Raw genomic sequence first — 24,817 nt, 5'->3', positions numbered from 1 at the left:
GATGCTACAACCAAAACGTACTAAGTTCCGCAAGGTTATGACTGGTCGTAACCGTGGTCTAGCTAAAGGTACTGAAGTAAGCTTCGGCGAATTCGGTCTTAAAGCTGTTGGCCGTGGTCGTCTGACTGCACGTCAAATCGAAGCGGCACGTCGTGCTATGACACGTCACATTAAGCGTCAAGGTCAAATCTGGATCCGTGTATTCCCAGACAAGCCGATTACTGAAAAGCCTCTTGAAGTTCGTCAAGGTAAAGGTAAAGGTTCAGTTGCGTACTGGGTTGCTCAAATCCAACCAGGCAAAGTTATGTACGAGATGAATGGCGTACCTGAAGAGTTGGCACGTGAAGCGTTCCGCCTAGCGGCACGTAAACTGCCTGTTAAAACTACTTTTGTAACTAAGCAGGTGATGTGATGAAAGCACAAGATCTACGCGAAAAGAACGTTGAAGAGCTTAACGCTGAGCTATTGAATTTGCTACGTGAACAGTTCAACTTGCGCATGCAAGCTGCAACTGGTCAGCTACAGCAAACTCATACTCTAAAAGCTGTACGCCGTGACATCGCACGTGTGAAAACTGTTTTGACTGAAAAGGCAGGCGCATAATGAGCGAAACTAACCGCATCCAGCAAGGCCGTGTAGTAAGTGACAAGATGGACAAGTCTATCGTTGTTGCTATTGAACGTACTGTAAAACACCCAATTTACGGTAAGTTCATCAAACGCACGACTAAAGTACACGCACACGACGAAGACAACACTTGTGGCCTAGGCGACAAAGTTGAAATCGCTGAGTGTCGTCCTCTGTCTAAGACTAAGTCTTGGACATTGGTTAAAGTTCTAGAAAAAGCGAAGATTTAATCTTTGTAATTCTATAACTTATAAGCGGCTCCAAATTATTTTTTGGAGCCGCTTGTTTTTTGTCTACCCAATTTAAAAAAAGGGTGGTACAATTCGCGTCCCTTTTAAAGAGGCAGCCCGACCCGAGAGGGTCTAGTTTTAATATTTAGCGGAGCACTAACAATGATCCAGATGCAAAGTACACTTGACGCAGCAGATAACTCTGGCGCGCGCAAGGTAATGTGTATTAAGGTTCTGGGTGGCTCTCACCGCCGTTATGCACATATCGGTGACGTCATCAAGGTTACAGTGAAGGAAGCGATTCCTCGCGGTAAAGTAAAGAAAGGTGATGTTCTGAAGGCGGTAGTAGTGCGCACCCGTAAAGGCGTTCGTCGCCCAGACGGTTCTGTCATTCGCTTCGACAGTAATGCTTGTGTATTGTTAAATGACACTACTGAGCAACCAGTCGGCACACGTATCTTTGGTCCTGTGACTCGTGAACTTCGTAACGCGAAATTCATGAAGATTGTATCACTAGCACCTGAAGTTCTGTAAGGAGCGGCAATATGGCAGCTAAAATCCGTCGTAATGACGAAGTAATCATTCTTGCTGGTAAAGATAAAGGCAAGAAAGGTAAAGTAACTAAGGTTCTGACAACTGGTAAAGTTATCGTTGAAGGCATCAACCTTGTTAAGAAACACCAAAAGCCGGTTCCGGCTCTAGGTCAACAAGGTGGCATCGTTGAACAAGAAGCAGCTATTGATGCTTCTAACGTTGCTGTTTTTAACGCGGCTACTGGTAAAGCAGACCGTATCGGTTTCCGTATCGAAGATGGCAAGAAAGTTCGTTTCTTCAAATCTAACGGCGAAACTGTTTCTAACTAATTAGAAGTAATTTGGAGTTCTACTATGGCGAAACTGCATGATTACTACAAGTCGTCTGTAGTCGCTGAGCTTACCAAAGAGTTCAGCTACACAAGCGTCATGCAAGTCCCTAGGATTGAGAAAATCACCCTAAACATGGGCGTTGGTGAAGCAATCAACGATAAGAAACTGCTAGAAAACGCAGCAGCTGATATGGCAACGATCTCTGGTCAAAAGCCACTTATCACTAAAGCGCGTAAATCTGTAGCTGGTTTCAAAATTCGTGAAGGCTACCCAATTGGTTGTAAAGTAACCTTGCGTGGTGAGCGCATGTGGGAATTTTTAGAGCGTTTAATCTCTATCGCACTTCCACGTGTACGTGATTTCCGTGGTGTTAGCGCTAAGTCTTTTGACGGTCGCGGTAACTACAGCATGGGCGTTCGCGAGCAAATCATCTTTCCGGAAATCGACTACGATAAAGTCGATCGTGTCCGCGGTCTTGATATCACTATCACGACTTCAGCGGGTTCCGATGAGGAAGGCCGAGCTCTGCTGGCTGCCTTTAACTTCCCATTCCGTAAGTAAGGGTAGGGTTACTGTTATGGCTAAACAATCAATGAAAGCACGTGAAGCTAAACGTGCAAAACTAGTAGCTAAGTTCGCTGAAAAGCGTTCTGCGCTAAAAGTTATCATTAGCGATGTAAACGCATCTGAAGAAGATCGTTGGAATGCGGTTCTTAAACTGCAATCTCTTCCACGTGATTCAAGTGCATCACGTCAGCGCAACCGTTGCAACCAAACTGGTCGTCCACACGGTTACCTACGTAAATTCGGTCTAAGCCGCATTAAGGTTCGTGAAGCTTGCATGAAAGGCGAGATTCCGGGTCTTCGTAAGGCTAGCTGGTAATTGCCACTTAATCATTTGGAGTAAATCTTATGAGCATGCAAGATCCGATTTCGGATATGCTGACCCGAGTTCGTAACGGTCAGGCAGCAAACAAAGTTGCTGTAAAAATGCCTTCTTCAAAGCTTAAAGTTGCAATTGCTGCATTACTTAAAGCTGAAGGTTACATCGTAGACTTCGCTGTTAACAGCGAAGCAAAACCTGAGCTAGAAGTTACTCTTAAGTACTTCCAAGCTAAACCTGTAATCGAGCAAATCAAGCGTGTATCACGTCCTGGTCTAAGAGTTTATAAAAATAAAGACTCTTTACCTACAGTGATGGGTGGTCTTGGTATTGCAGTTGTTTCTACTTCCAAGGGTCTGATGTCTGACCGTGCTGCTCGTAAAGCAGGTCTTGGCGGTGAAATCATCTGTTACGTAGCTTAAGGAGTAGATTATGTCTCGTGTTGCTAAAGCACCTGTCGCTATTCCAGCTGGCGTAGAGGTGAAACTAAACGGCCAAGAAGTTACTGTAAAAGGTAGCAAAGGTGAGCTTACTCGCGTTCTTAACAGCGCCGTAGTTATTGCACAGGAAGAAACTAACCTTACTTTCGGTCCGAAAGAAGGTGTTGCTAACGCATGGGCACAAGCTGGTACAGCTCGCGCTCTAGTTAACAACATGGTTGTGGGTGTTACTGAGGGCTTCACTAAGAAGCTAACTCTTAAGGGTGTTGGTTACCGTGCTGCTATGAAAGGCAACTCTGTAGCTCTAACTCTTGGTTTTTCTCACCCAGTAGAGCACGCTCTACCTGAAGGTATTAAAGCTGAGTGCCCTAGCCAAACTGAGATCATCATTACTGGTTGCGATAAGCAAGTAGTAGGTCAAGTTGCGGCTGACATTCGTTCTTACCGTGCTCCTGAACCTTACAAAGGTAAAGGTGTTCGTTACGCAGATGAAAATGTGCGTACTAAAGAAGCTAAGAAGAAGTAAGGTATCACTATGGATAAGAAAGCATCTCGCATCCGTCGTGCTACACGTGCACGTCGTAAGATTGCAGAACTTGGTGCAACTCGCCTGGTAGTACACCGTACTCCTCGCCATGTTTACGCACAAGTTATCGCGGCAAACGGCTCTGAGGTTATCGCAGCTGCTTCTACTGTAGAAAAAGCGATCCGTGAGCAAGTTAAGAACACTGGTAACGTTGATGCAGCTAAAGCAGTTGGTAAAGCTGTTGCTGAGCGCGCTCTTGAAAAAGGCGTAGCTTCAGTTGCATTTGATCGTTCTGGTTTCCAATACCACGGTCGAGTAGCGGCGCTAGCAGAATCTGCTCGCGAAGCTGGTCTGAAATTCTAAGGTAGGGTTGGAAGATGGCTAAAGAACAACAACAAGCTAATGATTTGCAAGAAAAGCTGATCGCTGTTAACCGTGTATCTAAGACGGTTAAAGGTGGTCGAATCATGAGCTTTACTGCACTAACAGTAGTTGGTGACGGTAACGGTCGCGTAGGTTTCGGTTACGGCAAAGCTCGTGAAGTACCTGCTGCGATTCAAAAAGCAATGGAAAAAGCGCGCCGTAACATGGTTACAGTATCGCTAAACGAAGGCACTCTTCACCACCCGGTGAAAGGTCGTCATTCGGGCTCTAAAGTTTACATGCAGCCAGCTGCAGAAGGTACAGGTGTTATTGCCGGTGGTGCAATGCGTGCTGTACTTGAAGTTGCGGGCGTACATAACGTACTTTCTAAAGCATACGGTTCAACGAACCCGATCAACATCGTTCGTGCAACGATTGGTGCTCTAGTAGACGTTAAGTCACCAGAAATGGTTGCTGCTAAACGTGGTCTAACTGTTGAATCTATTTCGGAGTAAGCACACGATGGCAACTATTAAAGTAACTCAAACTAAAAGCTCAATTGGTCGCCTACCTAAGCACAAAGCGTGTCTTAAAGGTCTAGGTCTTCGTCGCATCAACCATACAGTAGAACTTGAAGATACACCGTGCGTACGCGGTATGATCAACAAGGTTTACTACATGGTTAAGATTGAGGAGTAATCAGAATGCGTTTGAATACTCTATCACCGGCTGCTGGCTCTAAACCTTCTAAGAAGCGTGTAGGTCGTGGTATCGGTTCTGGCCTTGGTAAAACAGGTGGCCGCGGTCACAAAGGTCAAAAGTCACGTTCTGGCGGCTCTGTTCGTCCAGGTTTTGAAGGCGGTCAAATGCCTCTAAAACAACGTCTACCTAAATTCGGTTTCACTTCTCGTAAGAGCCTAGTGTCTGCTGAAGTTCGTCTAGCTGAGCTAGCGAAAGTAACAGGTGACGTAGTTGATCTTAACAGCCTTAAAGCTGCTAACGTTATCACTAAGAACATCGAATTTGTTAAGATCGTTCTTTCTGGTGACCTAAGCAAAGCTGTGACTGTTAAAGGTCAACGCGTGACTAAAGGCGCTAAAGCTGCAATCGAAGCTGCAGGCGGTAAAATCGAGGAATAATCTCGAGGAACGAGGTACAGATGGCTAAGAAACCAGGACAAGATTTTCGTAGTGCTCAGAGCGGCTTAAGTGAACTAAAGTCGCGCTTATTATTCGTAATTGGTGCACTTTTAGTATTCCGAGCCGGCTCTTTTGTGCCGATCCCTGGTATTGACGCAGCTGTACTTGCCGATTTGTTCGATCAGCAAAAAGGTACCATCGTTGAAATGTTTAACATGTTCTCCGGTGGTGCTCTTGAGCGTGCATCTATATTAGCATTGGGTATCATGCCGTACATTTCGGCATCGATCGTAGTCCAATTGCTAACTGTAGTTCATCCAGCGTTAGCGGAACTCAAGAAAGAGGGTGAAGCAGGCCGTCGTAAGATAAGCCAATATACACGCTACGGCACGCTTGTACTTGCAACATTCCAAGCTATTGGTATCGCAACAGGCTTACCAAACATGGTCGACAATCTGGTTGTTATCAACCAAACCATGTTTACGCTTATTGCTACCGTGAGTTTAGTAACTGGTACCATGTTCTTAATGTGGTTAGGTGAACAAATCACTGAGCGAGGAATCGGTAATGGTATTTCCATTCTGATTTTTGCAGGTATTGTTGCTGGATTGCCTTCTGCAATCGGTCAAACAATCGAGCAAGCGCGTCAAGGTGAATTGCATGTGCTTCTTCTGCTGTTGATTGCTGTATTGTCTTTTGCTGTTATTTACTTCGTAGTTTTCATGGAACGTGGTCAACGTCGTATCGTCGTTAACTATGCGAAACGTCAACAAGGTCGTAAAGTTTTTGCAGCACAAAGCTCTCACTTGCCTCTTAAGATTAATATGGCAGGTGTTATTCCAGCGATTTTCGCATCAAGTATTATTTTGTTCCCAGGAACATTAGCACAATGGTTCGGTCAAAATGGTGAAAGCAGCGCGTTCGGTTGGTTAACTGACGTGTCATTAGCTCTTAGCCCAGGTCAACCTTTGTATGTAATGCTTTATGCAGCAGCTATAATCTTCTTCTGTTTCTTCTATACAGCGTTGGTGTTTAACCCACGTGAAACAGCTGATAACTTGAAGAAGTCTGGTGCATTCGTACCCGGTATCCGCCCAGGTGAGCAGACAGCGAAATATATCGATAAAGTGATGACTAGACTAACCCTTGCGGGCGCTCTATACATTACTTTTATATGTCTGATTCCTGAGTTCATGATGGTCGCGTGGAACGTTCGTTTCTACTTTGGCGGCACATCACTACTAATCGTAGTGGTAGTTATCATGGATTTCATGGCACAGGTACAGACTCATCTGATGTCACAACAGTATGATTCTGTGTTAAAGAAAGCGAATCTGAAGGGTTACGGCCGTTAATTCGGTGGTAACAATTTCGATTCCATTTACGGAGTTTAGCAATGAAAGTTCGTGCTTCCGTTAAAAAAATCTGCCGTAACTGTAAAGTTATCAAGCGTAACGGTGTCGTTCGCGTGATTTGCAGTGAGCCAAAGCATAAGCAACGCCAAGGCTAATTAGCAGAAATTTTTACTTGAAATACAAGGTAGAGTCGAGTATATTCCTCGGCCTACCTTTTGCGTGCAAAAGAAGTAGTATGCCGCAGCGTATCCATAACGGGCTTTGCTGCGGATAATTCTTTTATGAACCCCTTAGGAGTGAATAATGGCCCGTATAGCCGGCATTAACATTCCTGATCATAAGCATTCTGTAATTGCACTTACTGCAATCTACGGTATCGGTAAAACTCGCTCTCAAGCTATTCTAGCTGAAGTGGGTATTGCTGAAGATGCTAAGATCAGTGAACTAACTGAAGAGCAGATCGATCAACTGCGTGATGGTGTAGCTAAGTACACTGTAGAAGGTGATCTACGTCGTGAAGTATCGATGAACATCAAGCGTCTTATGGACCTTGGCTGTTACCGCGGTCTTCGTCATCGTCGCAGTCTACCACTACGTGGACAGCGTACTAAAACCAACGCTCGCACCCGTAAGGGTCCGCGCAAGCCGATCAAGAAATAGTCGGATAAGGTAGAGTACAATGGCAAAACAACCAACTCGCGCGCGTAAGCGCGTACGCAAGCAAGTAGCTGATGGCGTAGCGCACATTCATGCTTCTTTCAACAACACAATCGTAACTATCACTGACCGTCAAGGCAACGCTCTTGCATGGGCTACAGCAGGTGGTTCAGGTTTCCGTGGTTCTCGTAAATCTACTCCGTTCGCAGCACAAGTTGCAGCTGAGCGTTGTGGTGAAATGGCTAAAGAATATGGCCTAAAGAACTTGGAAGTTATGGTTAAGGGTCCAGGTCCAGGTCGCGAATCTACTGTTCGTGCACTGAACGCTGCTGGTTTCCGTATCACTAACATTGTTGATGCGACACCAATCCCTCATAACGGTTGTCGTCCACCTAAGAAACGTCGCGTTTAAGTTTCGTTTCTAGGAATATTGGAGAAAGATCATGGCAAGATATTTGGGTCCTAAGCTGAAGCTTAGCCGTCGCGAAGGTACTGACTTATTCCTTAAGTCTGGTGTCCGTGCGATCGATACCAAGTGTAAAATTGATAACGCACCAGGTGTACACGGCGCTCGTCGCGGTCGTCTATCTGAGTATGGCGTTCAGCTTCGTGAGAAGCAAAAAGTTCGTCGTATCTACGGCGTTCTAGAAAAACAATTCCGCAACTACTACAAAGAAGCTGCACGTCTTAAAGGCAACACAGGTGCAAACCTGCTTCAGCTTCTTGAAGGTCGTCTTGATAACGTAGTTTACCGTATGGGCTTTGGCGCTACTCGTGCTGAATCTCGTCAACTAGTTAGCCACAAGTCTATTCTAGTTAACGGTAAAGTTGTAAACGTTCCTTCTTTCAAAGTAGCGGCAAACGACGTTGTTTCTATCCGCGAGAAAGCTAAACAGCAATCTCGTATTAAAGCGGCTCTAGAAGTTGCTGAACAACGTGAAAAGCCAACTTGGATTGAAGTAGATGCTGGCAAAATGGAAGGTACATTCAAGCGTATGCCTGAGCGTTCTGACCTATCAGCTGACATCAATGAACACTTGATCGTCGAACTTTACTCTAAGTAAGGTTAAAAAAAGAGAGGACACAATGCAGGGTTCTGTAACAGAATTTCTTAAGCCGCGTCTTGTTGACATTGAACAGATCAATACGACACACGCGAAAGTAACTCTTGAGCCATTAGAGCGCGGTTTCGGCCACACTCTAGGTAATGCTCTTCGCCGCATTCTTCTATCTTCTATGCCGGGTTGTGCCGTAACAGAAGTTGAAATTGAAGGTGTGCTACACGAATACAGCACTAAAGAAGGCGTTCAGGAAGATATCCTGGAAATCCTTCTAAACCTTAAAGGTTTGGCTGTACGCGTTGCTGAAGGCAAAGATGAAGTGTTTATTACACTGAACAAATCAGGCTCAGGCCCTGTTGTTGCAGGTGACATCACCCACGATGGTGATGTAGAGATCGCTAACCCTGAGCACGTAATTTGTCACCTAACGGATGACAACGCTGAGATCGCTATGCGTATCAAAGTAGAACGTGGTCGTGGTTACGTTCCAGCTTCAGCTCGTATCCATACTGAAGAAGATGAGCGTCCTATCGGTCGTCTACTAGTTGACGCTACTTACAGCCCGGTTGATAAAATCGCTTACGCTGTAGAAGCGGCACGTGTAGAACAACGTACTGATTTAGACAAGCTTGTTATCGATATGGAAACGAACGGTACTCTAGAACCTGAGGAAGCAATCCGTCGTGCAGCTACTATTTTAGCTGAACAACTGGATGCGTTCGTAGATCTTCGTGATGTACGTGTACCTGAGGAGAAGGAAGAGAAGCCAGAATTCGATCCTATCCTACTACGTCCTGTAGACGATCTTGAACTAACAGTTCGCTCTGCTAACTGTTTGAAAGCAGAAGCGATTCACTACATCGGTGATCTTGTACAGCGCACTGAGGTTGAGCTACTTAAAACGCCAAACCTTGGTAAGAAATCTCTTACAGAGATTAAAGATGTGCTTGCTTCACGTGGTCTTTCTCTAGGCATGCGTCTAGAAAACTGGCCACCAGCGTCAATCGCTGAAGATTAATCGAAAAGTTAGAAGGATTAGGTCATGCGCCATCGTAAAAGTGGTCGTCAACTCAACCGCAACAGCAGTCATCGCAAAGCGATGTTCAGCAACATGGCTAGCTCTCTTGTTCGTCACGAAGTTATTAAAACTACCGTGCCTAAAGCAAAAGAACTACGTCGCGTAATTGAGCCATTGATTACCCTAGCTAAGACAGACAGTGTTGCTAACCGTCGTCTTGCATTTGCTCGCACTCGTGATAACGAAGTTGTGGCAAAACTATTTAATGAACTAGGCCCGCGTTTCGCGGCTCGCCAAGGTGGTTACACTCGCATTCTTAAATGTGGTTTCCGTACTGGTGATAAAGCTCCAATGGCTTACATTGAGCTTGTAGACCGCCCAGCTGCTGAAGAAGCTGCTGAGTAATCTATACTAGATTCTTAATACAAAAGCCGAGCATTAGCTCGGCTTTTTTGTATCTGGACTTTGTGTATTTAAAGATTGAAACTTGCACCACGATGCTTGGCATTTATTCTTGCCTTCTCTGCTTCTCTGCTTCTCTGCTTCTCTGCTTCTCTGCTTCTCTGCTTCTCTGCTTCTCTGCTTCTCTGCTTCACTATTCAAAAATATCTCGTATCTCGTATCTCGTATCTCGTATCTCGTATCTCGTATCTCGTATCTCAGTTTCTTACACCCACAAAAAAGAGCACCGCAGTGCTCTTATCATTTCAATCGCCAACTTTTTTAATTAGCTATTTCCAAATCGCGGCTAACGAATCCATTAAACCACTCGTTGCACCTTGCGATTGCAGTGCTTGCAGTATGATTGGTGCAAACGTAGATACCATTGATGAGTCCATACCTAGGCTAGAAAAGGCACTTTCAACGGCACTTTGTGAGCTTAGTAGCGATGATAAACCTGTAGACTCAAGGCTCGACATGCCAGGAATAAGTGTCGCAAGTTCTTTATTGTCGGCTGTGCCAAGTGAATTTTGTGCAAGCGCCAACATTGAACCAATTCCACCAATAGCTTGATCGCTGGTTACAGACGCTTGGTCAGCAACAGTATCAGCAAGTGGTGTTGTTTCATTTTGTTGAGACCACATATTCACCGCTGCCATCAGGGCAGTTTGCGATAGTTGAGAATAGTTGGTATCTGATGATGAACTGGTTTGTTCAGAGTCGCTAGTGCTAGCGCAAGAGACAACAGCGAGGCTGCTTAAAACTGTGATGAGTACTTTCTTCATTATTCGTCCTTAAGTAATAAAGTAATTTACTCTTTCACTATAAACGAAAAACGGCGATGTAGTTACATCGCCGTTGTATTATTTCAATTTTATTTGCCTATAGTATTTTGTTTTACTAAAGGTTTTTATAAAAATTAAAGAATCGCTAGTAGTTCTACTTCAAATACTAGAGCTGCAAATGGTGGGATTGCAGCACCTGCGCCACGCTCACCGTATGCTAGATCTTGAGGGATGTATAGCTTCCACTTAGAGCCAACAGGCATCATTTGTAGAGCTTGTACCCAACCTTGAATTACGCCAGTTACTGGGAATTCAGCTGGTTGACCGCGAGATACAGAGCTGTCGAAAACAGTACCGTCAGTTAGTTCGCCGTGGTAGTGAACACGAACTTGCTTGTCTGCAGTTGGGATTTCGCCAGTACCTTCAGTTAGCACTTCGTACTGAAGGCCAGACTCAAGAACTGTTACTTCTGAACGAAGAGCGTTGTCAGCTAGGAAAGCTTCGCCGTCAGCAGCTGCAGCTTTAGCTAGTTCTTGACGTGCAGCTTCACCACGAGTGTGTAGCTCTTGTAGTGCGTTGTTGATTTCGTCAACTTCGATAGCAGGCATGTCGCCAACTAGAGCTGTTGCGATACCAGCAGCGATTGCGTCAACGTTTAGGCCTTCAAGACCAGAACCAGCAAGTTGTTGGCCCATTTGTAGACCGATACCGTAGCTAGCTTTTTGCTCTACAGTTTCAAATTTTACTTCAGACATGAAAAGTCACTCTTTTTGTCAGTACGAAAAGGGTAAGAATACCAGTATTAGCAGCTTGAAGAAACGGCTAGTCCCTGATCACTTACGCTTTACCGTGCCCAAATCACAGCCATGTCAATTTTCTCGCTTTGGGCCTTGTTGTGACGGAAAGATCTATACTGTTGGTACTTTGGTTTTTATACTGTAGGTATTCAATGTATAGGACGCAGTGGTATGAATCGTCGTCAAAAGAAAAAGCAGAAAGTTGACCACTTAGCAGAATTCAAGGATCGACTGAATCAGGTCAAAGCGAAAATGAGTTCGATCGATGTGAAGAAAATCAAAACCTCGACAGCGCAAACTTGGGGTGCTTTGCCGAAGTTACACCAAAGACTGTTGATGGTGATTTCTCCGATCGTACTGATATTACTTTTTGTGCCGCTACCAGAACCAAAAGTAGATGCTACTCCAACAACATCGCGCGTTGAGCTTGAAATAAACACCGTAGGCTTAAGCGAACAGCAAAATGCCCAGAGTAGCTCATCAGAGCCGAGTAACAAAAATTGGCAGGAGTACCTAGTTAAGCAAGGTGATACCTTGGCTCAGGTTTTCCGAAACAACGATCTATCGCTGTCTGATTTAAATGCGCTAGTCCGCATTGAAGGGGCAGACAAACCACTCAGCCAAATTCGCAAAGGTCAGTTAGTTCGATTCAAATTAGCTGAGACCGGACAACTTGATATCCTGCAATTAGAGAAGGGCGACACCTCAGTCATGTTCTTCCGTTTATCTGATGGTGGCTTTGGCCGCAGCAAATAGATATCTTGCTTGAGTTACGAACTCAACAGTACGAACGAGACAAAAAAGAGCTAAGCATTAGCTCTTTTTTTTGGTCGCTTGAAAGGTGCGAGCGGTAAGATGATCAACATAATACCAATGAAGGTTAGCGTATCTGGGATTTCATCGAACCATATAGCGCCAATTAACGCGACAAACACCAAGCCTGAATATTCAGCTAGAGCAATCTGGCTTGAGTGAGCTTTTTGGTAGGCGGCCACAGCAAGTCCGTTGTAACTCAGTATTAGTGTCGCGCTTAGTGCTATGTATCCAAGATGTTCTAAAGACACGGGTTGCCAATACAATAAGCACAGTATTAACGAGGCTGGTATTGAGAAGAGGGTTGTCCACCACAGCGTCGTCACTACGGATTGTTCACTAGGAAGTTTTCTTACCAGTACATTAAACAGGGCAAGTGTCAGTGCTGTCCCCAATGCAAATAGTGCAGCCCAGTGAAACTGCGATGGCCGTAACACGATCAGCGCGCCAATAAAGCCGACAGTTGTGGCGATGACCTTGCCTAGCGCAGGTTGCTCTTTTAGTAGAAGTACTGACAGAGGCAGCATCAGTAATGGGGCGACGTAAAATACCGCGTTAGCTGTCGCTAAAGACATATGGGTGATCGCGACCACCATACATCCACTACCGATTAAGATCAGTTGTCCACGAATTAAGGTGACCTTGGCTTGTTGCAGGCGGCGTTGCTCTTTGCTTTGTTGCAGCCAAAAAGGAGTAATTAGTAACAGAGATATCAACTGACGGAAAAAAATATACTGAAGAGGTGGTACTTCGCCGTTCAATAGCTTCACAGCGACGTCAGAGAGCGAAGCAAACAGGTTGCCCGCAATCAAAAGTAGGATACCGACAGTGATATTTGACATTACTTCTCTAATGTCATGTCTACGTGTGGAATGTCATCTTCCAAATACATATCTGAGATTGTTTTAAATCCATGGCTAGCGTAGAAGCTTTCTAGGTGCTCTTGCGCACCAATGTCGATGGTCGTGTTCGGCCATAATGCCTCACAGCGAGCTAATGCTTCCACCAGCAACTTATGTCCTAAACCATTGCCTCTTGCTGATTGCTTGGTGGCAACTCGGCCAATACTGGCATTGTCATAAGTTGTACCAGGTGGCAATAAACGAGCACAAGCGATGAGTTCTCCGTCTGCATAGCCCATTAGGTGCTGAACACCTTCAAGGGTATCTTTACCATCGAGCTCTGGATAAGGGCAGGTTTGCTCAACGACAAATACGTCGACTCGTAATTGCAGCAGTTGATAGAGCTGTTGTGTTGAAAGTTCAGAAAAGGGAATAGAGTGCCAAGTGATCATGTTTACATCCAGAGGTTATCGATGCTTTGAATGTACTATGCACACTGACAGTTGGCATTAACTATTGTTAATTCGACCTTTAATTCTACTCAAGCTTATCGCCGTTATTCCTAGGTAGGCAGCAATTTGATTGTCGTTGAGGCGTTGTTCCAGATCTGGGTAGTGCTCACAGAAAAGCTGGTAACGCTGCTCTGGGGTATAGAGCAACATGAAACGCTCTTTGTTTTCCTTGTGCATCAGCTGGGTTTCCAACAATTTCAAATACAGAGGATTATTAGAGGCACGCCACTCGATCACGGCCTTCATTGGCAGTTCTAATAGCGTGATAGGCGTGAGAGTTTCAAGCAGGTAAGGAGACGCTTGGTTTTTTATCAGGCTCTCAAAGCCGATGATCCAGTCCTGTTCCCAGTAGAACTCTTTGCTGTATTGTTTACCATCATCAGTGAGGTAGCAAGCATGACATAAGCCTTCAAGCACGAAGTAAATTGAGTCTGCCATCTCTCCTTGGTTAATAAGAATGTGTCTGGTTGGTAGCTCAAGAGGCTTGGCGACAGAGACTAGCGATTCAACCTGACTTTCTGAGAAGCCGAAGCTTTGCAGTTGTTCGATAAAAGAGGTGTGCATGAAAATAACCTAACCCAAATAAGTGCTGAAATCATCGCACTTATTTGAGTATAGGTACAGTTCGGGCTAAATCAGCGTAGGGCGTGCTGCTCTAGGTAATCTTGAGCAAGCTCTCGACCCATGTACTTACCTAAGGTTTTCAATGGTACCTTCTTAAGGTTCACCACAATCAAACCATCTAGCGCATCATTAAACGATGGGTCGACGTTAAAACACACCAGCTTGCCATTCATCCCTAGGTATTGGCGTAGTAGTACCGGTAAGCCTTTTCCTTGCTCCATACGAGCTAGCACTTTGGAAAGCAGAGGCACACTTGCCAGTGAAGACAATAAGTGATTTTGCCAGAACACATGACTACTGGTATTGAGTGGTGACGACGGAGAAACCAGGCTTGCCTTTTCTTCATCATAATGGTGAATCGATAAGGTAGTCGCGATCAACAGGCGCGCATTGTGGCTGTAATCATTACTGATACTGACCGGGCCAAACAGGTGAGTATATTGAGGGTGTCGAGAGACAAAAGTCGCAATGCCTTTCCATAGCAGTAACAGTGAATTGAGGCTCTTTTGATAAGGTTTACTCACTACAGAGCGACCAAGTTCAATACTGTTATCTAGGGTATCGATGAACTCTTGATTGTAGTTGAACAGGCTACGGGAATAGAGTTGGTCTAATCCGTGTTCGGCAATTAGCTTGTCGACCATACCCAGTCGATAAGCACCGACTAATTCGGCCTTAGCTTTGTTCCACACAAACAGTTGATGGTAGTAAAGGTCATAATCATCCAAGTCACAAGCAAGCCCACTACCTTCACCGACTTCTCGAAAGCTTTCTTCTCTGACTCGACCAATCTCTCGCATTAAGTTGGGAATAGATTGGCTTGGCGTGCAATAGACCTCGAAGTCACCTTGTTCGAGTAGCTTCGTTTCTTCAGAGAGTGAATCTATTTCGATTGCCAATACTTCTGGTGATATTGGCGCAATCACTTGGGTATCGAAAGAGGGCGCGTGGGTCGGTGTGTTCGGGCTATCTTGTTGACTCATAAGATAGGTGTTGAGCCTTAGGTAGTTGACGATATCCATCTCTTTTTCAAACGATTTTATTTCTGAATACGGAATCGATGAGCCAATCGAGATAGAGATAGTTGTCGCCTGTTTATTAAGAAGTTCACGCCCGAGTAGAGCGGTTCTCAATAGTGGATGCACACGACCGGCTTGGTAGAAAAGCTCACTGTTTTTACCATTGATAAAGATTGGAACCGTCGTCGCTTGATGGCGCTTAACAAACTTAGCGACCGATTTACTCCACTCGATGTCGGTAAGTGTTTTTGCTCCTTTTCGGTAACTGGATACCTCTCCGGCTGGGAACACGATCAGCAGTCCACCATCGGCTAGGTGATGATTGGCATCTCGAATAGCTTTGGCATTGGTCCTTTTCGACTCTTTACCATTAAAGACATCAACACCAATGAAAAGATCATCCAGTTCAGGTAGCCGTTTGAGTAACTCATTCGCCAATACCTTCACATCCTTCCTTACTGATCCTACGAGATCAGCTAGGATCACACCTTCAATGGCGCCAAGTGGGTGGTTCGCTACAATCACGACAGGACCTTCTTCTGGAATGTTTTCCGTGCTTCCCGATGCAATGGAGTAGTCGATATTGAGTGCCGCCAGGGTGTAATTCATGAATTCGAAGCTAGATAACTCGTCTTGTCGATCTTGATAGAGTCGGTCTAGCTTAGATAGCCCAGTTGCCCACTCGACAACAGACTCACCCAAACCAAAAGGCGTGTAACGCGGTAAACGAAAAGGACTATCAATCATAATGAAGCTACCTTATTAACTAAAGTTGTTTAAGAAACCGTCTTGATTCTTGAAATCTTTCACACTTAAAAATGCACCGCATAACCAAACTAGGCATGCCATGCCAAACAATAATCCGCCGTCGTAACCGACAATTTCCCCCGTTGCGTTGAACTCAGGCATTTGAATGCCTAATGGCGTAAACAGGTGGAAGAAAATTGCGCCACTCATAATCCCCACACTCATAATGGAGCCAAGGCCATGCCAACGAGTGAACAGCAGAATGGCGGCAATCAATTCAGCGAACCCAATCAAGTAGCCGCCAAACGAACCGAACCAGCTTAAGCCTGACCATGTCGCGAGCGTGCCAAATATATGCTCTGTCTCGTATGAGCCGGTGAACTTAAAAAACAGCGACTGAATGAACACAAAAGCGATAAATACTGCCGGAAGATGTTTAGCGGGTGTGAATGTCATGGTTATTCCCTTACTTAATCAGCTGCGGCCAAGCTTTATCGGCTTGTTGAATATGCTGTGCACGGTCTTTCTCCCAAGTCTCTTGAATCTCTTGGTCGTAGTTCAGGTAAAGTTTGTCATCCACTATGGTCCAATATTGCGGATCACCTGGTGCAAAGTCGTTTTTGGCTGAAACGGCCCATGCGCAATAACCACCATATTGAGGGGCATATTTTTCAGGATTATTAACAAATAAAGTCAGATTCTTTTCAGAAGAGAAATACCAATCCGCGCCTTTGTATTCAGTGCTGAATTGTTTGCTGCCTTCAACAGGCTTTCCTGAGGTGAAGTAAGCCACAGTGTCGTAGCCATCGAGTGCTTTGCTGCTAAAGAAGCCGGTATAGATTTCATCGGCGGCAAATACGTACGGGCTAACAAGTAGCATGACCATGGTGATTAGTTTTCTCATGATGGACTCCATCTATAGATTGATTGCTGGTGATAAATCGAAGGTAAAACGCTGCTGATTTATCTGGTATGGTTTGATTGGTTCGCAAGGTGAGCCGGGTGCATAAAACATCGAGGCGTGACCATGCAGATTACGTAAATGGGTAAAGCTGACTGTGTGAGCGTCTTCACGATGCATACAGGTTGCTAAATGGGGCTGCTCACTGTGATGGTGAGAGTGAAACTTAAGTAGGTTTCGCTGATTTTTCTCTGTTGCGACGAGTTGATCGTATTGGGCTTGTCGGTACGCTTGTACTCGTTCTAAATCAACACCGGATGAGAATAGAGGTGAGTCGGTTTCCACTACTCTCAGTTGAATTCCATCCCACATATAGGCAATCACCACACCATTGTTCTGCGTCAAATTTGGAGCAAAAGCCAGTAGGGTAAATGGGGCAAACGAGTGTAGGTTGAGTCGATGAAAAGCCTCTGAAAGCTGGCTGATATTACGACTCGATGATAGGTTCTTCAGTAACAAACCACGGCTGACTAATGGGCCGACTGGCACCATGCCTTGATAGTTATTGAGTAGGCACAGTGAAAGTCCGAACTCGTTAATGCTGATCCAGCTACCACCGCCTGTTGGGTCGAGTGGCATGATGATATCGACACCATTAACCTGATACTGTTTAGGTGGCATTGCCAATGCTCGGGTCTTTTGTTCATCACGATTAAAAAAGACCTGATAGCCATTCTCTTCAAGCAACCAAGATACTGAACACATGATTATTGCTCCCTCAGATAGCTACTGGTGGTTGGGGCATAACCAAAGGTGTTACAGGTTTCAACATCAAGGAAGGTGGTGATCACTTTGATCATCGCGTAATGATGATTAGCGTGCAGCGCTGCAAAGGTTATCTCTCTTTCTAGTGTTGAAGGCAGGCTAGCGAACACTTGAGTATCCATCGAAACTTCAGTTTGGATCGTGATAGGCGCTTCTAGATCATGATGGTCTAATCGCTCCAGCCAATTGATCACGTAGTGGATCTCTTTGATTGCAATCGACCTATCGTATTCGACTGGGTGACCACGACGGCGAGTGTTGTAATCAATGGTCGCATCCTCTTTCAAAATCAATGCGTGAAAAAGATCCAGCGTATGGCGAGTATGCTCACCAATAGAGCTAGTGACGTGTGGCTTAGCACTCGTTAGATAATCGCTATCAGAAATTGCTGTCAGAAACTCTAGGCCTTGATTCAGTATCTCTACCGCTCCCTTGATACTAGGAGAGACAGCGGCAAAGGCGCTCGGCTGGGCTATCGGGTTCATGCATGTTCCTCGTACAAAGTTAGTCGGTGGTTGGATATTGTTGAACTAGGCGTCGTTCTTCTTGCCATGCGTTAAACAGGCTCTTGAAAGATGGAGGCTGGTGACCTCGCTGTTTTTGTTGAGCACCAATGTCAAAAAGAATGCGGTATTGTTGAAGTAGCGTAGAAAAAATTTCTCGCAGCGGTGTATTACGATCCCAGATATGTCCAGCCTCGCTGCTCGCCCCATTGATTTCTAGAATCGTAAAATCTTCGCCTCGCATTAGGCTATGGATGTCTTTGAACTTGACGTCTAGTCGACCAAAATGAAAACCGTCGAAGTCGTCGAATATCTCATCTAAACGTTCAGTTAAAGCCTGAGTGATGTATTGATTACCGTCTCGGAAGATAGACCCACGGCTATGGCTACCTGCAAAGGCGAGTTGGAACTCTTCACCTTCATCAAGTACTTGTTCTAATTTGTCTTCATGCCTCGGCAGATACAGGTGACTGAGCTGTCCGGCTCGTGGGTTATCTTCTATTAATTTCTTGAGTGTCGAAGTGCCATTGCCAGTTACCATTGGTGCATATTTGAGGGTGATCGAGATGATCTCACCCTGTTTTTTATTCGGATAACGAACATAGAACACGCCTGCTTCAGCCTGGTATGGCGCTTTTTCTTGCAGTAGAAAACGAGCGTGATTTGGGAAGGATTCAATATATTGCTCAAGTTGATCTTGGCTGTTGATCAGCTTTACTCCAACACCGCGACAACCAAGATCCGGTTTAGCCACGATAGGGAAATTAAGATCCGTTTGTACTAGTGCTGTACGTGCATCTTCAGCTTGCTTCTTACTACAGAGATCCGTTTTAGTGAGGGTGATAAACGGTGAGATCCAACATTGGCTTGATGCTCCGGCAAGGCTAAGTATCTCGTGTTTCGATTCGCCGACCATGCCGCTGAGTTTGATGCTCGGGTTGGCAATGAGTGGCAGTGCCCAATCAAAGTGCCGTAACCCTTGAATCAGGCTTTGAATCACTACAGGCGTGTAGAAAAACCAAGTTGGAAGAAACTCATAAGGAGAGACACTGCGCACAGTATCTTTTTCAAGTAGGGGCATGCCTGCATTGATTTGATGTGCGGGAATAACGCGAATATCTTGCGGTGAACTCATGATAATCCTCTAGAGTAGGTTTTATTCATTAATCGATTACCGATAAACAGTAAAGCGATGGCACATGGGATGATGACCCATTGATATTCAGAGGCTCGTAGCCAGGCCGATGTCCCTAAACAGTAGATGGCAGAGAAGACAACTCCGGTCCATAACGCGGTAGCACTGATTACAGCCAGTAAGAAAGTTGAAAGCGGGATAGCGAAAAATCCACTCAAGGTAAAACCAACCGTGCGTAGCCCTGGAATAAAGCGAATCACAAAAAGACTACTGAATGCGTTTTTACGTAGTTTGGTGCGAAGTGCACGAAAGTGTCGGTTGGTTAGCGCCTTGTAACGAACGCCTCGGAAATAACGCCCTGATTTCCCAAGGTAATAAAGACCAAGATCCCCTGTGGCAATGCCGATAAAAATCGCAAGTAACGCATATTGAGGTGGGATGAGCCCTTGAGTCGCCAAACCTGCAGCAGTCACAATCGCTAGGTCTTCAAGCAGGTAAGAAAGCGCGATGATGCCAAGCATTAGCCATAGCAGCGACTCTTCTCCTGAATGTAACCATGCTTGAATGCTCTCAGCGGTACTCATCAAGTGTCCCTATTTATCCTATAGATGAATGGATTTTGACCATTCATTGAGTGTAGTAAATTAAATAGACAGGAGGAGCTGAGAAAAACTTACAGCGAATTGCTGCTTTTTTACGTTGATTGGATTCAATGGGTGGTTTGAGGTGTGCGATTTAGATGGAGAATGAGCTGGTGTTTAAGGTTCGAAAGTTAAGGCTTTAGACAGTGAATTGAGAAAAGAAAAAGGCTGAGTCGTTAAACTCAGCCTTTTAGAAGGTTAACTATTAATTACTAGAGTAATCTATTTAGTTAGGTCAATTTGGTAAACGCCGAAACCAACATCGTCAGTTGCAACACGTTTCATTGGGTATTGACCCTTCTCTTTGATGAACTGTGCCGTTTTCTCACTTGGCGACGTTTCAAAGCGGATATCTAGCTTTTTATCCGTTTTGATTGGTGCGAATGACCAGTTGTTGTCAGCTGTAGGGCTCACTTGGCCTTGCTCTTTGCTTACGCGAGAGATGTAGTTCGCCAGTACAGTACGGTTCTCATCTGGTGCATCAAATGCGATGAAGTCTTCACCTGTGCCTGGGAATTTAGCACTGTATGCACGGTAGTTGTTGGTTGCGATCAGGAAGTCTTGCTTCATGTCGATTGGCTTACCTTGGTAAGTTAGGCCAACAATACGCTGTGAATCAGGGTTAACCACTTTACAGTTTGCATCGTATTTCGCAGGTTGAGTTACGTCGATTTGGTAATCAACACCGTCGATAACATCGAAGTTGTAAGTACGGAAGTTATCCCACTCGATTAATGATTGTGGAGCAGTTGAGTTAACGTCGATCTGGTTGAATTGACCAGCAGAACATTCAAGCCACTCTTTTACTTCGTGACCCGTTACCTTCATCGCAACTAGCGTGTTCGGGTAAAGGTACAAGTCAGCTGCGTTACGGAATGTCAGTTGACCAGATTCAACTTCAGTGAAGTTCGCTGGGTCATTTTTACGCCCGCCCGCTTTGAATGGTGCCGCTGCTGAAAGTACTGGTGTACCGTCTAGGTCTGGGTCACCTTGGATGAATTGTTCAACGTAATCTTTTTGTGCAAGGTTAACAATCTGTACGGTTGGATCGTCTTGTACTAGAGATAGGAAGCTGTACATTACATCGTCTGCTTTACCAATTGGTTGGTTAACAAATTCACGAGTGCCAGCATGGTCTTTTTCTAGTGCAGTTACGATGCCTTCATCAGCTGCAACAAGAGATTTCTTCTCGCTCTTGTCGTAGATAGGACGGGCTTCTGATTGGCCTTTAACCACTTCCCACTTACCGTCTTTTTGTGCAAGTGTTAGATCCATAACACCAACGTGGCTACCCCAACGGCCCGGCATTACTGCTGCAACACCGTTCATTGTACCAGTTTCGTTGTCGATGCCTTGAATGTCATCAAAACCTTTACCAGGGAACACTGCGTGAGAGTGGCCGAATGCGATCGCATCGATGCCGTCTACTTCAGATAGGTAGAAAGTTGAGTTCTCTTCGCCATTTTTGTATGGGTCCGTTGATACACCTGAGTGAGGGATAGCAACGATCACTTCAGCGCCTTCAGCTTTCATTTGAGGTACTAGCTCGTTCGCTGTCTCAATGATATCGCGAGCGATTACTTTACCTTCAAGGTTCTTCTTATCCCACGTCATGATTTGTGGTGGAACAAAACCGATGTAACCCACTTTTACTTCATGCTCTACGCCAGCTGTATCTTCAAACGTGTGCGTCTTGATGATGTAAGGCGTGAAGTAGTGTTCTTTGGTTTCTGCGTCGTAAACGTTAGCACTGATGTATGGGAAATCAGCGTCGTTGATAGACTCTTCTAGGAACTCAAGACCGTAGTTGAATTCGTGGTTACCTAGGTTTGCAGCGTCGTAGCTTAGTTGGTTCATTGCTTTATATGCAGGGTGAACTTCGCCAGCTTCGATACCTTTGTCTGCCATGTAGTCACCCATTGGGCTACCTTGCAGTAAGTCACCGTTATCAACTAATACGCTGTTGGTTACTTCGCTTTGAGCTTCTTTTACTAGAGTTGCAGTACGTGCTAAGCCGATTTTTTTCGATGGCTTGTCTTTGTAGTAGTCGTAATCCATTAGGTTGGTATGGATGTCCGTTGTCTCTACGACACGCAGTTTAATCACTTCATCGGTATCTGGTGTTGTTGTACAGCCTGCTAGAGTCAAACCAAGACCCGCAAGTACAGCCAATGACAAAGGTTTCATTGCAACTTTCATTTTGTAGCTCCAAAGTGGATAGTAGAAAATTCGTTGCGTAATGTAACAAAATGGAATGAAACAATGATTACAACGAATGTTAATTCGTGACTTAGATCGATTACTTTATGGTGTTCTGCAAGACGCCTCCCAAACCTGCTCAATCAATGCACAATTGACATCGATAAGATTAGTCCATTCATTTCACCTTCTTATCGATAAATAAAATCCCTTATCAGCTTTTCGAATAAAAAATGAAATTTTAGAATTTCCAGTAATATGAGAGGCTCGTCATAATGCCTATATCAAGGATGTATCAGGCAGATGAATAGCAAGGATAGCTCAAAACGAAGCTTCTGTTTTCTTCTAGTGCCAATACTCCCATTCACTCAAGTGGATGAGTTAAATCCCTTGCTTGGTAAGACCAAGTAATGAATTGCTCGTAACGCGAGCCTTAAAGGAAGCACTGAAATGGACCAAGAACGTTTAACCCACCTAAAACAGCTAGAAGCGGAAAGTATTCATATTATCCGTGAAGTGGCGGCTGAGTTTGATAACCCAGTGATGATGTACTCCATCGGTAAAGATTCTTCTGTGATGCTTCATTTAGCTCGCAAAGCGTTTTACCCAGGCAAGATTCCATTCCCACTGTTACACGTTGATACGGACTGGAAATTCCGCGAGATGATTGAGTTTCGTGACCGCACTGCAGAAAAGTACGGTTTTGACCTTTTGGTACATAAGAACCCTGAAGGTATCGAGATGGGGTGTAGCCCATTCGTACACGGTTCTTCAAAGCACACAGACATCATGAAAACTCAGGGTCTTAAGCAGGCGTTAAACAAGTATGGGTTCGATGCCGCTTTTGGTGGTGCGCGCCGTGATGAAGAAAAATCTCGAGCGAAAGAGCGTGTTTACTCTTTCCGCGATAAGAACCACACGTGGGATCCAAAGAACCAGCGTCCAGAGCTTTGGCATACTTATAACGGTCAGGTTAACAAGGGCGAAAGCATTCGTGTATTCCCTCTGTCAAACTGGACTGAGCTGGATATTTGGCAATACATCTATCTAGAGAGTATCGATATTGTTCCACTTTATCTATCAGACAAACGCCCAGTTGTTGAGCGTGATGGCATGCTGATCATGGTGGATGACGACCGTATGGAGCTGCAAGAAGGTGAAGTGATTGAAGAGAAAAGCGTTCGTTTTCGTACTTTAGGCTGTTACCCACTAACCGGAGCGGTTGAATCTGAGGCGAATACGCTAACAGGCATTATTGAAGAGATGCTGGTGGCGACGTCTAGTGAGCGTCAAGGTCGAGCGATTGACCATGATCAGTCTGGCTCAATGGAGCTGAAAAAGCGCCAAGGTTATTTCTAAGAATCTAAGGAAAGAAAAATGAATAGTGCAGTAGAAGCCGAATTGGCTGAACTAGGGATTGAAGGTTATCTGAGTCAGCATCAGCATAAATCTATGCTTAGATTCTTAACTTGTGGCTCGGTAGATGATGGTAAAAGTACGTTAATCGGTCGCTTACTCCATGATACAAAACAGATTTATGAAGATCAGTTAGCAGCGGTTCACTCGGATAGCCAACGAGTGGGTACCACAGGTGAGAAGCCTGATTTAGCACTGCTTGTTGATGGTTTACAGGCTGAGCGTGAGCAAGGAATTACGATCGATGTGGCTTACCGTTACTTCTCGACTCAAAAACGTAAGTTCATTATTGCTGATACTCCAGGGCATGAGCAGTACACGCGCAACATGGCAACAGGTGCTTCAACGTGTGATCTAGCGGTGATCCTGATTGATGCTCGTAAGGGCGTTCTGGATCAAACACGTCGTCACTCGTTTATTTCTAACCTGCTTGGTTTGAAGCATTTCATTGTCGCTGTAAATAAGATGGATCTCGTGGATTACGCACAAGATCGTTTTGAAGAAATTCGCGATGAATACCTAGAGTTTGCAGAAAACTTAGAAGGCGAAACCAACATTCAGATCTTGCCGGTTTCAGCGCTTGAAGGCATCAACGTTGCCGCACCAAGTAAAGAGCTTGCATGGTTCGAAGGCCCATCTCTATTAGAAGTATTAGAGAATGTCGACATTGACCAAAAACGTTCTGCTGGGGAATTCCGTTTCCCAGTGCAGTATGTGAATCGTCCGAACTTAGATTTCCGTGGTTTTGCAGGCACTGTTGCTTCTGGCCGTGTGAGTGTTGGTGATGAAATCAAAGCACTGCCGTCAGGCAAAACTTCTAAAGTTGCACGCATTGTGACTTTTGATGGTGATTTGGAATCTGCGCAAGCGGGCTTGGCGGTAACGCTGACCCTTGAAGATGAGATCGACATCAGCCGTGGTGATTTGATTGTGTTGGAAAACGCTCAGATTGAATCTACTAACCACGTATTGGCAGACATCGTGTGGATGACAGAGCAACCACTGCAACCGGGTAAAGCTTACGACATCAAAATCGCAGGCAAGAAAACTGTCGGTCAGGTGGAAACGGTTCGTCACCAATACGACATTAACAACCTGTCGACTCACGCAGTTGATGAGTTGCCACTGAATGGTATTGGCTTGTGTGAATGGTCATTGAACGAGACTGTCGCATTGGATAAATACCGTGAGAGTGCCGATACCGGCGGCTTCATCGTTATCGACCGTCTAACCAATGTGACAGTTGGCGCAGGTTTGATTCGAGACCGATTGGACTCTGTTGAACAGCAAGTCGGTAACTTCTCTGCATTTGAGCTTGAGTTCAACGCATTGGTACGCAAGCACTTCCCTCATTGGGATGCCAAAGATCTAAGCCAACTACTGAAGTCATAATCGACCAAGTAACAGCTTATTGAATCAGGCGGAAACCCATCGTTTCCGCCATAAAGGACG

Annotated in this window: 36 protein-coding genes; 23 read left to right on the top strand and 13 right to left on the bottom strand. The window is 45.1% G+C overall.

The window, feature by feature from the left end:
• The first annotated feature begins 1 nt into the window (after nt 1).
• The 20 genes from rplP (at nt 2) to rplQ (ending at nt 9,570) form a co-directional block, all read left to right on the top strand.
• Nucleotides 2-412 (top strand): 50S ribosomal protein L16, encoded by a 411-nt coding sequence (rplP, locus tag OCV56_RS14490; RefSeq protein WP_004736736.1) that lies wholly within the window; start codon nt 2-4, stop codon nt 410-412.
• Nucleotides 412-603, top strand: a complete 192-nt coding sequence (gene rpmC / locus OCV56_RS14485) for a 50S ribosomal protein L29 (protein ID WP_004736737.1) — start codon at nt 412-414, stop codon at nt 601-603. The genes rplP and rpmC overlap by 1 nt, the downstream gene beginning before the upstream one ends.
• Nucleotides 603-857 (top strand): 30S ribosomal protein S17, encoded by a 255-nt coding sequence (gene rpsQ, locus OCV56_RS14480; protein ID WP_004736739.1) that lies wholly within the window; start codon nt 603-605, stop codon nt 855-857. The genes rpmC and rpsQ overlap by 1 nt, the downstream gene beginning before the upstream one ends.
• Before the next feature lie 162 nt (nt 858-1,019).
• A complete protein-coding gene (rplN, locus tag OCV56_RS14475; RefSeq protein ID WP_004736740.1) occupies nt 1,020-1,391 on the top strand; it encodes a 50S ribosomal protein L14 in 372 nt (123 codons plus the stop codon).
• A gap of 11 nt (nt 1,392-1,402) precedes the next feature.
• Nucleotides 1,403-1,720, top strand: coding sequence for a 50S ribosomal protein L24 (gene rplX / locus OCV56_RS14470; RefSeq protein WP_004738792.1), 318 nt, complete (start codon nt 1,403-1,405; stop codon nt 1,718-1,720).
• 24 nt (nt 1,721-1,744) lie between these two features.
• Nucleotides 1,745-2,284 carry a 50S ribosomal protein L5 gene (gene rplE, locus OCV56_RS14465; protein WP_004738790.1) on the top strand — a complete coding sequence of 180 codons (540 nt, stop codon included), beginning with the start codon at nt 1,745-1,747 and terminating at the stop codon, nt 2,282-2,284.
• A 16-nt stretch (nt 2,285-2,300) separates the two neighbouring features.
• Nucleotides 2,301-2,606 (top strand): 30S ribosomal protein S14, encoded by a 306-nt coding sequence (rpsN, locus tag OCV56_RS14460; RefSeq protein ID WP_004738789.1) that lies wholly within the window; start codon nt 2,301-2,303, stop codon nt 2,604-2,606.
• A gap of 29 nt (nt 2,607-2,635) precedes the next feature.
• On the top strand, nt 2,636-3,028 hold the full coding sequence (gene rpsH, locus OCV56_RS14455) for a 30S ribosomal protein S8 (protein WP_017061309.1): 393 nt from the start codon (nt 2,636-2,638) through the stop codon (nt 3,026-3,028).
• 10 nt (nt 3,029-3,038) lie between these two features.
• Nucleotides 3,039-3,572: a 50S ribosomal protein L6 gene (gene rplF / locus OCV56_RS14450; RefSeq protein WP_086714250.1), complete on the top strand. Its 534-nt coding sequence runs from the start codon at nt 3,039-3,041 to the stop codon at nt 3,570-3,572.
• 9 nt (nt 3,573-3,581) lie between these two features.
• Nucleotides 3,582-3,935, top strand: a complete 354-nt coding sequence (gene rplR / locus OCV56_RS14445) for a 50S ribosomal protein L18 (RefSeq protein ID WP_004738784.1) — start codon at nt 3,582-3,584, stop codon at nt 3,933-3,935.
• A gap of 14 nt (nt 3,936-3,949) precedes the next feature.
• Nucleotides 3,950-4,450, top strand: coding sequence for a 30S ribosomal protein S5 (rpsE, locus tag OCV56_RS14440; protein WP_017061307.1), 501 nt, complete (start codon nt 3,950-3,952; stop codon nt 4,448-4,450).
• Between the two features lie 7 nt (nt 4,451-4,457).
• Nucleotides 4,458-4,634 carry a 50S ribosomal protein L30 gene (rpmD, locus tag OCV56_RS14435; protein WP_004736756.1) on the top strand — a complete coding sequence of 59 codons (177 nt, stop codon included), beginning with the start codon at nt 4,458-4,460 and terminating at the stop codon, nt 4,632-4,634.
• 5 nt (nt 4,635-4,639) lie between these two features.
• Complete coding sequence (gene rplO / locus OCV56_RS14430) at nt 4,640-5,074, top strand: 50S ribosomal protein L15 (RefSeq protein ID WP_086714251.1); 435 nt, start codon at nt 4,640-4,642, stop codon at nt 5,072-5,074.
• Between the two features lie 20 nt (nt 5,075-5,094).
• Nucleotides 5,095-6,429, top strand: a complete 1,335-nt coding sequence (secY, locus tag OCV56_RS14425) for a preprotein translocase subunit SecY (protein WP_004738781.1) — start codon at nt 5,095-5,097, stop codon at nt 6,427-6,429.
• Nucleotides 6,430-6,470: 41 nt separating this feature from the next.
• Nucleotides 6,471-6,584 carry a 50S ribosomal protein L36 gene (gene rpmJ / locus OCV56_RS14420; protein ID WP_000868186.1) on the top strand — a complete coding sequence of 38 codons (114 nt, stop codon included), beginning with the start codon at nt 6,471-6,473 and terminating at the stop codon, nt 6,582-6,584.
• Nucleotides 6,585-6,732: 148 nt separating this feature from the next.
• Nucleotides 6,733-7,089, top strand: a complete 357-nt coding sequence (rpsM, locus tag OCV56_RS14415; protein ID WP_004738779.1) for a 30S ribosomal protein S13 — start codon at nt 6,733-6,735, stop codon at nt 7,087-7,089.
• Nucleotides 7,090-7,108: 19 nt separating this feature from the next.
• Complete coding sequence (gene rpsK, locus OCV56_RS14410; protein WP_004738778.1) at nt 7,109-7,498, top strand: 30S ribosomal protein S11; 390 nt, start codon at nt 7,109-7,111, stop codon at nt 7,496-7,498.
• Between the two features lie 31 nt (nt 7,499-7,529).
• Nucleotides 7,530-8,150, top strand: coding sequence for a 30S ribosomal protein S4 (gene rpsD, locus OCV56_RS14405; RefSeq protein WP_004738777.1), 621 nt, complete (start codon nt 7,530-7,532; stop codon nt 8,148-8,150).
• 22 nt (nt 8,151-8,172) lie between these two features.
• Nucleotides 8,173-9,165 carry a DNA-directed RNA polymerase subunit alpha gene (locus tag OCV56_RS14400; RefSeq protein ID WP_004729813.1) on the top strand — a complete coding sequence of 331 codons (993 nt, stop codon included), beginning with the start codon at nt 8,173-8,175 and terminating at the stop codon, nt 9,163-9,165.
• Between the two features lie 24 nt (nt 9,166-9,189).
• A complete protein-coding gene (rplQ, locus tag OCV56_RS14395; protein ID WP_004729812.1) occupies nt 9,190-9,570 on the top strand; it encodes a 50S ribosomal protein L17 in 381 nt (126 codons plus the stop codon).
• 326 nt (nt 9,571-9,896) lie between these two features.
• Here rplQ and OCV56_RS14390 read toward each other — a convergent pair whose 3' ends face one another.
• Entirely contained in the window at nt 9,897-10,391 is a 495-nt protein-coding gene (locus OCV56_RS14390) for a DUF2780 domain-containing protein (protein WP_086714252.1), read from the bottom strand.
• A gap of 134 nt (nt 10,392-10,525) precedes the next feature.
• Complete coding sequence (locus OCV56_RS14385) at nt 10,526-11,146, bottom strand: FKBP-type peptidyl-prolyl cis-trans isomerase (protein ID WP_008220519.1); 621 nt, start codon at nt 11,144-11,146, stop codon at nt 10,526-10,528.
• Nucleotides 11,147-11,359: 213 nt separating this feature from the next.
• Between OCV56_RS14385 and OCV56_RS14380 the strand changes: the two genes are divergently transcribed.
• The gene (locus OCV56_RS14380; protein WP_086714253.1) at nt 11,360-11,944 is read left to right on the top strand and encodes a LysM-like peptidoglycan-binding domain-containing protein; all 585 of its coding nucleotides are present in this window, start codon (nt 11,360-11,362) and stop codon (nt 11,942-11,944) included.
• A gap of 50 nt (nt 11,945-11,994) precedes the next feature.
• Here the strand turns inward: OCV56_RS14380 and OCV56_RS14375 are convergent, their stop codons facing one another.
• The 11 genes from OCV56_RS14375 to OCV56_RS14325 all read right to left on the bottom strand — a co-directional run bounded on the left by OCV56_RS14375 (nt 11,995) and on the right by OCV56_RS14325 (nt 21,949).
• Entirely contained in the window at nt 11,995-12,843 is an 849-nt protein-coding gene (locus OCV56_RS14375) for a DMT family transporter (RefSeq protein WP_086714254.1), read from the bottom strand.
• Nucleotides 12,843-13,295, bottom strand: a complete 453-nt coding sequence (locus OCV56_RS14370; RefSeq protein ID WP_086714255.1) for a GNAT family N-acetyltransferase — start codon at nt 13,293-13,295, stop codon at nt 12,843-12,845. The genes OCV56_RS14375 and OCV56_RS14370 overlap by 1 nt, the downstream gene beginning before the upstream one ends.
• 57 nt (nt 13,296-13,352) lie before the next feature.
• Nucleotides 13,353-13,919, bottom strand: a complete 567-nt coding sequence (locus OCV56_RS14365; RefSeq protein WP_086714256.1) for a Crp/Fnr family transcriptional regulator — start codon at nt 13,917-13,919, stop codon at nt 13,353-13,355.
• Between the two features lie 71 nt (nt 13,920-13,990).
• The gene (locus tag OCV56_RS14360) at nt 13,991-15,745 is read right to left on the bottom strand and encodes a lysophospholipid acyltransferase family protein (protein ID WP_086714257.1); all 1,755 of its coding nucleotides are present in this window, start codon (nt 15,743-15,745) and stop codon (nt 13,991-13,993) included.
• A 15-nt stretch (nt 15,746-15,760) separates the two neighbouring features.
• Entirely contained in the window at nt 15,761-16,201 is a 441-nt protein-coding gene (locus OCV56_RS14355; protein ID WP_086714258.1) for a hypothetical protein, read from the bottom strand.
• A 10-nt stretch (nt 16,202-16,211) separates the two neighbouring features.
• Nucleotides 16,212-16,649, bottom strand: coding sequence for a YHS domain-containing (seleno)protein (locus OCV56_RS14350; protein WP_019825480.1), 438 nt, complete (start codon nt 16,647-16,649; stop codon nt 16,212-16,214).
• Between the two features lie 12 nt (nt 16,650-16,661).
• Nucleotides 16,662-17,411: an NRDE family protein gene (locus tag OCV56_RS14345; RefSeq protein ID WP_086714259.1), complete on the bottom strand. Its 750-nt coding sequence runs from the start codon at nt 17,409-17,411 to the stop codon at nt 16,662-16,664.
• A 2-nt stretch (nt 17,412-17,413) separates the two neighbouring features.
• Nucleotides 17,414-17,956, bottom strand: a complete 543-nt coding sequence (locus tag OCV56_RS14340; RefSeq protein ID WP_086714260.1) for a DinB family protein — start codon at nt 17,954-17,956, stop codon at nt 17,414-17,416.
• Between the two features lie 19 nt (nt 17,957-17,975).
• Nucleotides 17,976-19,109 carry an ATP-grasp domain-containing protein gene (locus OCV56_RS14335; protein WP_086714261.1) on the bottom strand — a complete coding sequence of 378 codons (1,134 nt, stop codon included), beginning with the start codon at nt 19,107-19,109 and terminating at the stop codon, nt 17,976-17,978.
• The gene (locus OCV56_RS14330) at nt 19,106-19,693 is read right to left on the bottom strand and encodes a DedA family protein (protein ID WP_086714262.1); all 588 of its coding nucleotides are present in this window, start codon (nt 19,691-19,693) and stop codon (nt 19,106-19,108) included. Before OCV56_RS14330 ends, OCV56_RS14335 begins: the two co-directional genes overlap by 4 nt.
• Nucleotides 19,694-19,972: 279 nt before the next feature.
• On the bottom strand, nt 19,973-21,949 hold the full coding sequence (locus tag OCV56_RS14325) for a bifunctional 2',3'-cyclic-nucleotide 2'-phosphodiesterase/3'-nucleotidase (protein WP_086714263.1): 1,977 nt from the start codon (nt 21,947-21,949) through the stop codon (nt 19,973-19,975).
• A 450-nt stretch (nt 21,950-22,399) separates the two neighbouring features.
• On the opposite strand from OCV56_RS14325, the gene cysD reads away from it, so the two are divergent.
• The gene (gene cysD, locus OCV56_RS14320; RefSeq protein ID WP_012604891.1) at nt 22,400-23,308 is read left to right on the top strand and encodes a sulfate adenylyltransferase subunit CysD; all 909 of its coding nucleotides are present in this window, start codon (nt 22,400-22,402) and stop codon (nt 23,306-23,308) included.
• An 18-nt stretch (nt 23,309-23,326) separates the two neighbouring features.
• Nucleotides 23,327-24,757, top strand: a complete 1,431-nt coding sequence (cysN, locus tag OCV56_RS14315) for a sulfate adenylyltransferase subunit CysN (protein WP_017058887.1) — start codon at nt 23,327-23,329, stop codon at nt 24,755-24,757.
• The last annotated feature ends 60 nt before the right edge of the window (nt 24,758-24,817 follow it).

Source organism: Vibrio gigantis (genome assembly GCF_024347515.1).
Classification (GTDB): domain Bacteria; phylum Pseudomonadota; class Gammaproteobacteria; order Enterobacterales; family Vibrionaceae; genus Vibrio; species Vibrio gigantis.
This window is presented reverse-complemented; position numbering and strand designations above follow the sequence as displayed.

What these genes read in the sequence shown, in the direction of transcription:
- rplP (WP_004736736.1), top strand. Translation starts at nt 2, where the DNA reads ATGCTACAACCAAAACGTACTAAGTTCCGCAAGGTTATGACTGGTCGT.
- cysD (WP_012604891.1), top strand. Translation starts at nt 22,400, where the DNA reads ATGGACCAAGAACGTTTAACCCACCTAAAACAGCTAGAAGCGGAAAGT.
- secY (WP_004738781.1), top strand. Translation starts at nt 5,095, where the DNA reads ATGGCTAAGAAACCAGGACAAGATTTTCGTAGTGCTCAGAGCGGCTTA.
- OCV56_RS14365 (WP_086714256.1), bottom strand. Translation starts at nt 13,919, where the DNA reads ATGCACACCTCTTTTATCGAACAACTGCAAAGCTTCGGCTTCTCAGAA.
- rpsD (WP_004738777.1), top strand. Translation starts at nt 7,530, where the DNA reads ATGGCAAGATATTTGGGTCCTAAGCTGAAGCTTAGCCGTCGCGAAGGT.
- rplR (WP_004738784.1), top strand. Translation starts at nt 3,582, where the DNA reads ATGGATAAGAAAGCATCTCGCATCCGTCGTGCTACACGTGCACGTCGT.
- rplE (WP_004738790.1), top strand. Translation starts at nt 1,745, where the DNA reads ATGGCGAAACTGCATGATTACTACAAGTCGTCTGTAGTCGCTGAGCTT.
- rplQ (WP_004729812.1), top strand. Translation starts at nt 9,190, where the DNA reads ATGCGCCATCGTAAAAGTGGTCGTCAACTCAACCGCAACAGCAGTCAT.
- rpsQ (WP_004736739.1), top strand. Translation starts at nt 603, where the DNA reads ATGAGCGAAACTAACCGCATCCAGCAAGGCCGTGTAGTAAGTGACAAG.
- OCV56_RS14340 (WP_086714260.1), bottom strand. Translation starts at nt 17,956, where the DNA reads ATGAACCCGATAGCCCAGCCGAGCGCCTTTGCCGCTGTCTCTCCTAGT.
- OCV56_RS14350 (WP_019825480.1), bottom strand. Translation starts at nt 16,649, where the DNA reads ATGAGAAAACTAATCACCATGGTCATGCTACTTGTTAGCCCGTACGTA.
- OCV56_RS14325 (WP_086714263.1), bottom strand. Translation starts at nt 21,949, where the DNA reads ATGAAAGTTGCAATGAAACCTTTGTCATTGGCTGTACTTGCGGGTCTT.
- rpmJ (WP_000868186.1), top strand. Translation starts at nt 6,471, where the DNA reads ATGAAAGTTCGTGCTTCCGTTAAAAAAATCTGCCGTAACTGTAAAGTT.
- OCV56_RS14345 (WP_086714259.1), bottom strand. Translation starts at nt 17,411, where the DNA reads ATGTGTTCAGTATCTTGGTTGCTTGAAGAGAATGGCTATCAGGTCTTT.
- rpsM (WP_004738779.1), top strand. Translation starts at nt 6,733, where the DNA reads ATGGCCCGTATAGCCGGCATTAACATTCCTGATCATAAGCATTCTGTA.
- OCV56_RS14400 (WP_004729813.1), top strand. Translation starts at nt 8,173, where the DNA reads ATGCAGGGTTCTGTAACAGAATTTCTTAAGCCGCGTCTTGTTGACATT.
- OCV56_RS14390 (WP_086714252.1), bottom strand. Translation starts at nt 10,391, where the DNA reads ATGAAGAAAGTACTCATCACAGTTTTAAGCAGCCTCGCTGTTGTCTCT.
- rpsK (WP_004738778.1), top strand. Translation starts at nt 7,109, where the DNA reads ATGGCAAAACAACCAACTCGCGCGCGTAAGCGCGTACGCAAGCAAGTA.
- rplX (WP_004738792.1), top strand. Translation starts at nt 1,403, where the DNA reads ATGGCAGCTAAAATCCGTCGTAATGACGAAGTAATCATTCTTGCTGGT.
- rpsE (WP_017061307.1), top strand. Translation starts at nt 3,950, where the DNA reads ATGGCTAAAGAACAACAACAAGCTAATGATTTGCAAGAAAAGCTGATC.
- OCV56_RS14370 (WP_086714255.1), bottom strand. Translation starts at nt 13,295, where the DNA reads ATGATCACTTGGCACTCTATTCCCTTTTCTGAACTTTCAACACAACAG.
- OCV56_RS14355 (WP_086714258.1), bottom strand. Translation starts at nt 16,201, where the DNA reads ATGACATTCACACCCGCTAAACATCTTCCGGCAGTATTTATCGCTTTT.
- OCV56_RS14360 (WP_086714257.1), bottom strand. Translation starts at nt 15,745, where the DNA reads ATGATTGATAGTCCTTTTCGTTTACCGCGTTACACGCCTTTTGGTTTG.
- OCV56_RS14330 (WP_086714262.1), bottom strand. Translation starts at nt 19,693, where the DNA reads ATGAGTACCGCTGAGAGCATTCAAGCATGGTTACATTCAGGAGAAGAG.
- rpmC (WP_004736737.1), top strand. Translation starts at nt 412, where the DNA reads ATGAAAGCACAAGATCTACGCGAAAAGAACGTTGAAGAGCTTAACGCT.
- OCV56_RS14380 (WP_086714253.1), top strand. Translation starts at nt 11,360, where the DNA reads ATGAATCGTCGTCAAAAGAAAAAGCAGAAAGTTGACCACTTAGCAGAA.
- OCV56_RS14375 (WP_086714254.1), bottom strand. Translation starts at nt 12,843, where the DNA reads ATGTCAAATATCACTGTCGGTATCCTACTTTTGATTGCGGGCAACCTG.
- rplO (WP_086714251.1), top strand. Translation starts at nt 4,640, where the DNA reads ATGCGTTTGAATACTCTATCACCGGCTGCTGGCTCTAAACCTTCTAAG.
- rplN (WP_004736740.1), top strand. Translation starts at nt 1,020, where the DNA reads ATGATCCAGATGCAAAGTACACTTGACGCAGCAGATAACTCTGGCGCG.
- rplF (WP_086714250.1), top strand. Translation starts at nt 3,039, where the DNA reads ATGTCTCGTGTTGCTAAAGCACCTGTCGCTATTCCAGCTGGCGTAGAG.
- rpsH (WP_017061309.1), top strand. Translation starts at nt 2,636, where the DNA reads ATGAGCATGCAAGATCCGATTTCGGATATGCTGACCCGAGTTCGTAAC.
- rpmD (WP_004736756.1), top strand. Translation starts at nt 4,458, where the DNA reads ATGGCAACTATTAAAGTAACTCAAACTAAAAGCTCAATTGGTCGCCTA.
- OCV56_RS14335 (WP_086714261.1), bottom strand. Translation starts at nt 19,109, where the DNA reads ATGAGTTCACCGCAAGATATTCGCGTTATTCCCGCACATCAAATCAAT.
- cysN (WP_017058887.1), top strand. Translation starts at nt 23,327, where the DNA reads ATGAATAGTGCAGTAGAAGCCGAATTGGCTGAACTAGGGATTGAAGGT.
- OCV56_RS14385 (WP_008220519.1), bottom strand. Translation starts at nt 11,146, where the DNA reads ATGTCTGAAGTAAAATTTGAAACTGTAGAGCAAAAAGCTAGCTACGGT.
- rpsN (WP_004738789.1), top strand. Translation starts at nt 2,301, where the DNA reads ATGGCTAAACAATCAATGAAAGCACGTGAAGCTAAACGTGCAAAACTA.